Source organism: Novosphingobium organovorum, from assembly GCF_022832435.1.
GTDB classification, from domain to species: Bacteria; Pseudomonadota; Alphaproteobacteria; order Sphingomonadales; family Sphingomonadaceae; genus Novosphingobium; species Novosphingobium organovorum.
This window is the reverse complement of the sequence record NZ_JALHLF010000147.1, coordinates 1-6,611: the sequence shown is the minus strand read 5'-3', so window position 1 is coordinate 6,611 and position 6,611 is coordinate 1. Positions and strand designations below refer to the sequence as shown.

At 68.0% G+C, this 6,611-nt stretch carries 4 protein-coding genes; 3 read left to right on the top strand and 1 reads right to left on the bottom strand.

All coding sequences use genetic code 11. From position 1 onward, the window contains the following. On the top strand, positions 1-1,270 hold a 1,270-nt coding region (locus tag MTR62_RS19145), incomplete at its 5' end, for an aldehyde dehydrogenase (protein WP_244023949.1). Between the two features lie 347 nt (positions 1,271-1,617). Here the strand turns inward: MTR62_RS19145 and MTR62_RS19140 are convergent. Next, positions 1,618-2,667 (bottom strand): LacI family DNA-binding transcriptional regulator, encoded by a 1,050-nt coding sequence (locus MTR62_RS19140; protein WP_244023947.1) that lies wholly within the window; start codon positions 2,665-2,667, stop codon positions 1,618-1,620. 407 nt (positions 2,668-3,074) lie between these two features. Here MTR62_RS19140 and MTR62_RS19135 point away from each other — a divergent pair, with 407 nt between their 5' ends. Both MTR62_RS19135 and MTR62_RS19130 read left to right on the top strand, forming a co-directional pair. Continuing rightward, positions 3,075-5,258 carry a TonB-dependent receptor gene (locus tag MTR62_RS19135; protein ID WP_244023945.1) on the top strand — a complete coding sequence of 728 codons (2,184 nt, stop codon included), beginning with the start codon at positions 3,075-3,077 and terminating at the stop codon, positions 5,256-5,258. After that, on the top strand, positions 5,258-6,611 hold a 1,354-nt coding region (locus tag MTR62_RS19130; RefSeq protein WP_244023943.1), incomplete at its 3' end, for a right-handed parallel beta-helix repeat-containing protein. The genes MTR62_RS19135 and MTR62_RS19130, both read left to right, overlap by 1 nt.

Genomic DNA, 6,611 nt, shown 5'->3' with positions numbered 1-6,611 from the left:
GCCGGGCGCGCGGCGCACGCTGCTCCTCGCCGCCGCCGACGGGCTCGACGCGCGCGCGCACGACTTTGCCGAAGCGATGATCGCCGAAACCGGGGCCGCGCACGGCTGGGCGCATTTCAATGTCCATCTCGCCGCCGGACTGCTGCGCGAGGCCGCCGCGCTCACCACCCAGGTCAAGGGCGAGACGATCGCCTCCGACCGGCCGGGGTGCCACGCCTACACGGTGCGCCGCCCGGCCGGGGTGGTGCTCGGCATCGCGCCGTGGAACGCACCGGTGATCCTGGGCGTGCGCGCCATCGCCACACCGCTGGCCTGCGGCAACACGGTGGTGCTCAAGGCGTCCGAACACTGCCCGCGCACCCACTGGCTGATCGGCGAAGTGCTGCGCGAGGCGGGCTTTCCGGCGGGCGTGGTCAATGTCGTCACCAACGATCCGGCCGATGCCGGTCCGGTGGTCGAGGCGCTCGTGCGGCACGCGGCGGTGCGCCGGATCAACTTCACCGGATCGACCCGCGTGGGACGGATCATCGCGGGGATCGCGGCGCAGGAGCTCAAGCCCTGCCTGCTCGAACTGGGGGGCAAGGCGCCGATGATCGTGCTCGACGACGCCGATCTCGACGCCGCGATCGCCGCTGCGGGTTTCGGCGCCTTCATGAACAGCGGCCAGATCTGCATGTCGACCGAGCGGATCATCGTGCACGAAGGCCTTGCCGACGCCTTCATCGAACGCTTCGAGACGCGGATCGAGGCGCTGCGCGCGGGCGATCCACGCCGTGCGAGTGCGCCGCTCGGCTCGGTGGTCGACGATGCCACCGCGATCCGCATCCGCGCGCTCATCGCCGATGCCCAGGCCAAGGGCGCGCGCGTGCTGGGCGCTTCGGGGGAGGATGCGACGCTGCTTTCGGCGGTCGCGCTGGTCGACGTGACCCCCGACATGGCGATCTATGCCGAAGAATCGTTCGGTCCGGTAACCACCATCCTGCGCGCGCGCGACGACGCGCAGGCTCTGCGCCTTGCCAACGACACCGCCTATGGCCTGACCTCTTCGGTCTATTCGAACAACATCGCCCGCGCGCTGGCGCTGGCCGAAGGGATCACGGCGGGCATGTGCCACATCAACGGGCCGACCGTCCACGACGAGGCGCAGATGCCCTTTGGCGGCACCGGCGCATCAGGCTACGGGCGTTTTGGCGGCGCGGCGGCCATCGCCGAATTCACCGAACTCAAATGGATCACCATCGACACCGGGCTCCCGTCATGGCCGATCTGACACGGGCTCGGGCGTGACCACCGCGTCAGCCCGGTCCCGGCGCCGCTCCGCAAGGAGTGGCGCACGGGCCCCGGCCGCCCGGCCCAACGAGGCGAGGCCGAATCCCTCGGGCCACAACGCGCGGTAGAAATCGCGCCGCGTGCACCAGCGACGCCATTGCCAGAACACGCCCGCGGGCCGGTCCGCGCCAAGCAGGATGCGGCGGCCCGGCAGATAGCCCGCCAGCCAGGTGGCAAGCGGCCCGAGCAGGAACCAGAACGCCAGCGCAGCAGATCCAGCATCTGGCCCCGAAACGGGTGACGCGCCGCCGGGAACCCTGTGGTCAGGGTAACGACGAGGCCCGGCCTTCAGTCCGCCCAGGTTTCCTCGCCCGAAGCCTCGCGGGTTATACCCGGTGCGCGGCGCGCGCTGCCGCGGATCACCAGCTTTCCCGTCAGCGCCTCTTGCGTCGTGGGCATGGTGTTGGAGGCGATCGCCTTGAGCAGGAGCGCGACCGTCGCCTCGATCATGCCCTCGAGCGGCTGCGCCAGCGTGGTCAGGTCGAGCAGCGGCCAGTGGGCGATCGAGACGTTGTCGAAGCCGATCACCGAGATGTCGCGCCCCGGCGTCAGCCCGCGGTGGTGAACCGCGTGGAGCGCGCCGATCGCCATGTGGTCGTTGACGCAGAACAGCGCATCGGGCGGACTGGGCCCCTCGATCCAGGCGCGTGCGACCTCGAAGGCGCCGCTGAAGGTGTAATCACCCGAACTGGCCCGCGCCCGCGCGCGCCCGGCGCGGGCCAGTTCGTACTGGAAGCCGCGCAGGCGCCGCACGCTCGAACTGCTCTGGCCAAGGCCGGTAATCACCGCCGGGCGCTCATGCCCGCTCGCCAGCAGGTAGCGCGCGACGAGCGCCGCCCCCGCCTCGTCGTCCGAACTGACCCCTGCCTGCACGCCGTCGGGATCAACGTTGTTGAACATGACCACGGGCACCCCGGCCTCGCGGCACTCGGCCGCGACTTGCGAGGCCATGCTCGAGGAGGCCAGGACCACGCCGTCGAGGCCATAACCGAGCAGTTCGTTGAGCACCGGGTCGAGATCGGCCTCGCCATGGGTGACGAAGAGCAGCAGGCGATAGCCCGCCCGCGCGAAGCGGTCGGACAGCTTTTCGACCACTTCGGGATAGAACTGGTTGTCGAGGCTGGTCACCGCGAGGCCGATCATCCGCGATTGGCGCGTGGTCAGCGAACGCGCGGTGTTGCTGGGCCGATACTTGAGGAGCCTGGCCGCCTCGAGGATGCGCTTGCGCGCCTCCTCGGACACCACCCCGCCGGTAAAGGCACGCGACACCGCCGACTTGGAAACCCCCGCGAGCCTGGCCACGTCCGAGCCAGTTGGCTTTTCGATCACTGAATGCACCCAACCTTTCAGCCTTTCTCTTGCGGCATGTGGGGGGGCGCAGGAAACCAAAATCTCGATACCTAGCCTTTTGCCGGATCAATTCGACAGCACGCGGACGATCGTGGGATGGCCTGTGCAAACACAAAGATCGGGATTCGAGGATGACGAAGCGTATTTTTTGCAGCGCGACTGGGAGCGGTTGCAAAACCATGACAAAGACCCATTCGCCCGCCGTCACACCGGTTATGCGCGCCGATTGATCGCGTCCCTGCGGGCCTGGTCCGGACGGCCCGCCGTGTTTTGATTCACGCGTTTGTGGGAGCGGTTGCAACCACAGCAGGACACCTTGCGGAAAAACGCCCGGAAAGCCGCCATGGCGCGGATCGTGCGGGCCTTTCCCCGGCAGGGACAGGGAGAGAGAGAAAATGAACAGGATTTTCGTATGCGCGCTGCTGGCTGGCACGGCCTGGGCCGCCGGGGCACACGCCGCCTTTGCACAGGATGCCGCCCCGAACGCCCCGGCGAACGCTGCGGCAAAGAGCGCCGCGACCACGAGCGATGCCGAGGATGCCGGTGAGATCATCGTGACCGCCATGAAACGCGCAGGCTCGGTCCAGAAGACCCCCGCCTCGATCGCGGTGATCGGCGCCGAAACCCTGCAGGAAACCGGCACCAGCGACCTTGCCTCGGCGGTCGAGAACGTTCCCGCGGTCCAGGTCCAGCGCTCGAACACCGGCGCCAGCTTCTACATTCGCGGCATCGGGTCGCGCGGCGTCGGGGGCAGCTCGCCGGTCTCGGTCAACATCGACGGGGTCTACCAGCAGAAGGGCGACATCATCGCCGGTGCCTTCGCCGATGTCGAACGCATCGAGGTCCTGCGCGGACCGCAGGGGACGCTCTACGGGCGCAACGCCAATGGCGGCACCGTCAACATCATCACCAACGATCCGCACCTCGACGAGAATTCCGCCGACATCACGCTGGGCGTGGGAAACTATTCGGCGATCCACGCCGAGGCGGCGGTCAATCTGGCGCTGACCCCGACGCTGGCGATCCGCGCGGTCGGCGCGGTCGATCGGCACGACGGCTATCTCAGCAACGGGCTCGACGACCAGAACGACCGCATCGGTCGGATCAAGGTGCTGTGGCAGCCCGATCCCGCGCTGCGCGTGCTGCTGTCCTACGAGCATTTCGCGATCGACAAGAAGGGCGCGGGCAACGTCATCATCAGCGACGACGTGGCCAACAAGCGCTACGCCGAACCCTATAACGAATACACCGTGCTCACCACCGGCGATGCGGTCTACTGCTCGCCCAACTGCCAGCCCTATTACCGCGTCGATGCCGACCAGTTCAACGCGCAGATCGACTATGACTTCGGCTTTGCCAAGCTGACCGCGCTGACCGGCATCCAGCGCTACACCAACCGCCACCTGCAGGCCTTCTCGGGCGGGCTCGAATGGGCTTACGAACCGCTCGACCAGGAAAGCTACGAGGTACGCCTGGCCAGCGCGGACAGTTCGCCGATCAGCTGGGTGGTGGGCGGCTACTGGCTCGACCAGGACCTTTCGGGCGAAACCAAGTACGTGCTGCATATCGCCGATGCGACCTATTACCCGCTCCAGCAAGACCGCTCGCGCGCGGTGTTCGGACAGGCCACGCTGCCGCTCACCTCGGCGCTGCGCCTGACCGCGGGGCTGCGCTACACCAAGGACACCTTCCGCAAGAAGATGGACGGCGGCACGGTCGACGGCTCGGTCTGGCCCGCGCAAGCCGACTACACCGAAAGCACCGCGTTCACCGGCAGCTACGACAAGGTCACCTATACCGCCGGGATCGAATACGATCTCGCCGCGCAGGCAATGCTCTACGGCAAGTTCTCGACCGGTTTCCGTTCGGGCGGGATCGACGACAACGGCGGCGCCTACGGCCCCGAAAACATCAAGGCGATCGAGGGCGGCATCAAGTCGCGCCTGCTCGGATCGATGCTGACGCTGAACCTTGGCGGGTACTACTACTTCTACAACGGCTACCAGCTCGACTACGTGGTCCAGGGCGCGGACGCGACGAGCGATACGGTCACCACCTCGAACATTGCGGGCACCACGCGGGTGTGGGGCGCCGAGCTCGAAGCGCAGCTGCGCCCGAGCGCGAACGACACGCTGAACGCCGCGATCGCCTACCAGGGCAGCCGTTTCGCGGCGGCGAACATCGCCACTTCGTGCGACAGCGACGGCACCTGCACCTACACCGACCTCACCGGCCGCAGCCTGCCGCGCAGCCCCAAGTGGACGCTCAACGGCGCCTACGAACACGCCTTCGACCTGGCTGATGGCAGCCGCATCAAGGCGCACGTCGATGCGATGTTCAAGAGCGCCTACCAGGCCGACGTCATCACCTTCACCTATTCCAGGCAGGCCCCCTACGCGATCGTCAACGCCCGGCTGGTCTACGAACTGCCGGGCGGCGCGGCGAGCGTGAGCGCCTACGTCAACAACCTCAGCAACCAGACCGTGATCGAACAGGCCAACACCGCGGGTCCGACCACCCGCTACGGCATCCTCAACGCGCCGCGCACTTACGGCGTCACTCTGACAGGACATTTCTGATGACCCAAACCGTTCCCCCGTTCGCGCCGCCGCGCCGCCGCGCCGCCCGGATCGCGGTGGCGCTCACCGCGCTCACGGCCAGCCTTGCCACAAGCCTTGTCCTTTCGGGCACCGCGCTCGCCCAGAGCCGCGAGGTCAAGGCCGGCGACAGCTGGACCGTCGCGCGCACGACCAGGCTCGATAGCCTGCACATCGCGCCGGGCGGTGTGATTACGGCGCCCAAGGGCAAGATCGTCACGCTCAGCGTCGATGGCCGCACCGCCGCCATCGCTCCGGGCGACTACCAGGGCTCGATCGTGCTGGCGGTGGCCGAGCCGGTCGCCTGGACCGCGTTCCTGGGCGACAAGCACTATGCCGTGCCCGCCGGGCTCTACGTCAACGACGGCAAGGTCGACGCGGCCCGTTCGCTGCTGACCCCGGCGGCGGGCACGATCGACGCGCAGAAGGCGTCGAACCTTTCGATCACCTCGGCCCTGCCGGGCTTTACCGGCGTGATCGTGGAAGGCGACACGCACTACACGCTCGACCATCCGGTCATTACGCTAAGCGGCAACGGGGTCGACGATTCGATCGGCTACGGCGCGGGCATCGCGGTCAAGGGCAAGGCCGTGGTGACGATCAACAACCCCGTCATCCGCGCCCATGGCGTGGTGCGCACCGCGATCTTCGTCGACGGCGCGGCGCAGGTCGAGGTCAACGGCGCCGATATCGAGACCTGGGACGGCACCCTGCCCGCCGACTACACCTTCTCGATCGAGCCGGGCAAGATGATGGAAGTCCCCTATGGGCTTGGCATCAGCGGCAACGTGCGCGCCACCAACGTGCAGGGCACCTCGCACGTCACCTACCGCAACAGCCGCATCCGCGCCGAAGCCTGGGGCGCACTGGCCACCGACGGCGCCGGGCCGACCGCGCTCACCGTCATCGACAGCACGATCGAGACCGTCAGGAGCGGCTACGGCGCCTATGCCAATGGCGAAGCGCAGGACCTGTTCGACAACACCGTCTTTCGCGTCACCGACTATGGCCTGATCGTGGGCGGGCCGGGCTCGGCCACTTTCACCAACGGCTCGTTCGTCTCCTCGGGCAAGTACGGGGTGATGATGCACCAGGGCACCGGGGGCGGCGTGGTCCGCTTCGAAAAGGGCGCCGCGATGGTCAGCGCGCGCACCGCGTTCCTCGTCAAGGACCGCGGCACCACGATCGAGCTCGACCACGCGCGCGTGGTGCCGGGCAACGGCGTGCTGGTGCAGACGATGGCGAACGACGATCCGATCATGGCCGCGATGATGGCCGCCGGTCCGCCGCCGGGCGGCGCGCCGGGGGCAGCACCCGGTGGCGGTGCGCCCGGTA

Coding starts and splice junctions, on each gene's coding strand:
- MTR62_RS19135 (WP_244023945.1), top strand. CDS start 3,075: ATGAACAGGATTTTCGTATGCGCGCTGCTGGCTGGCACGGCCTGGGCC.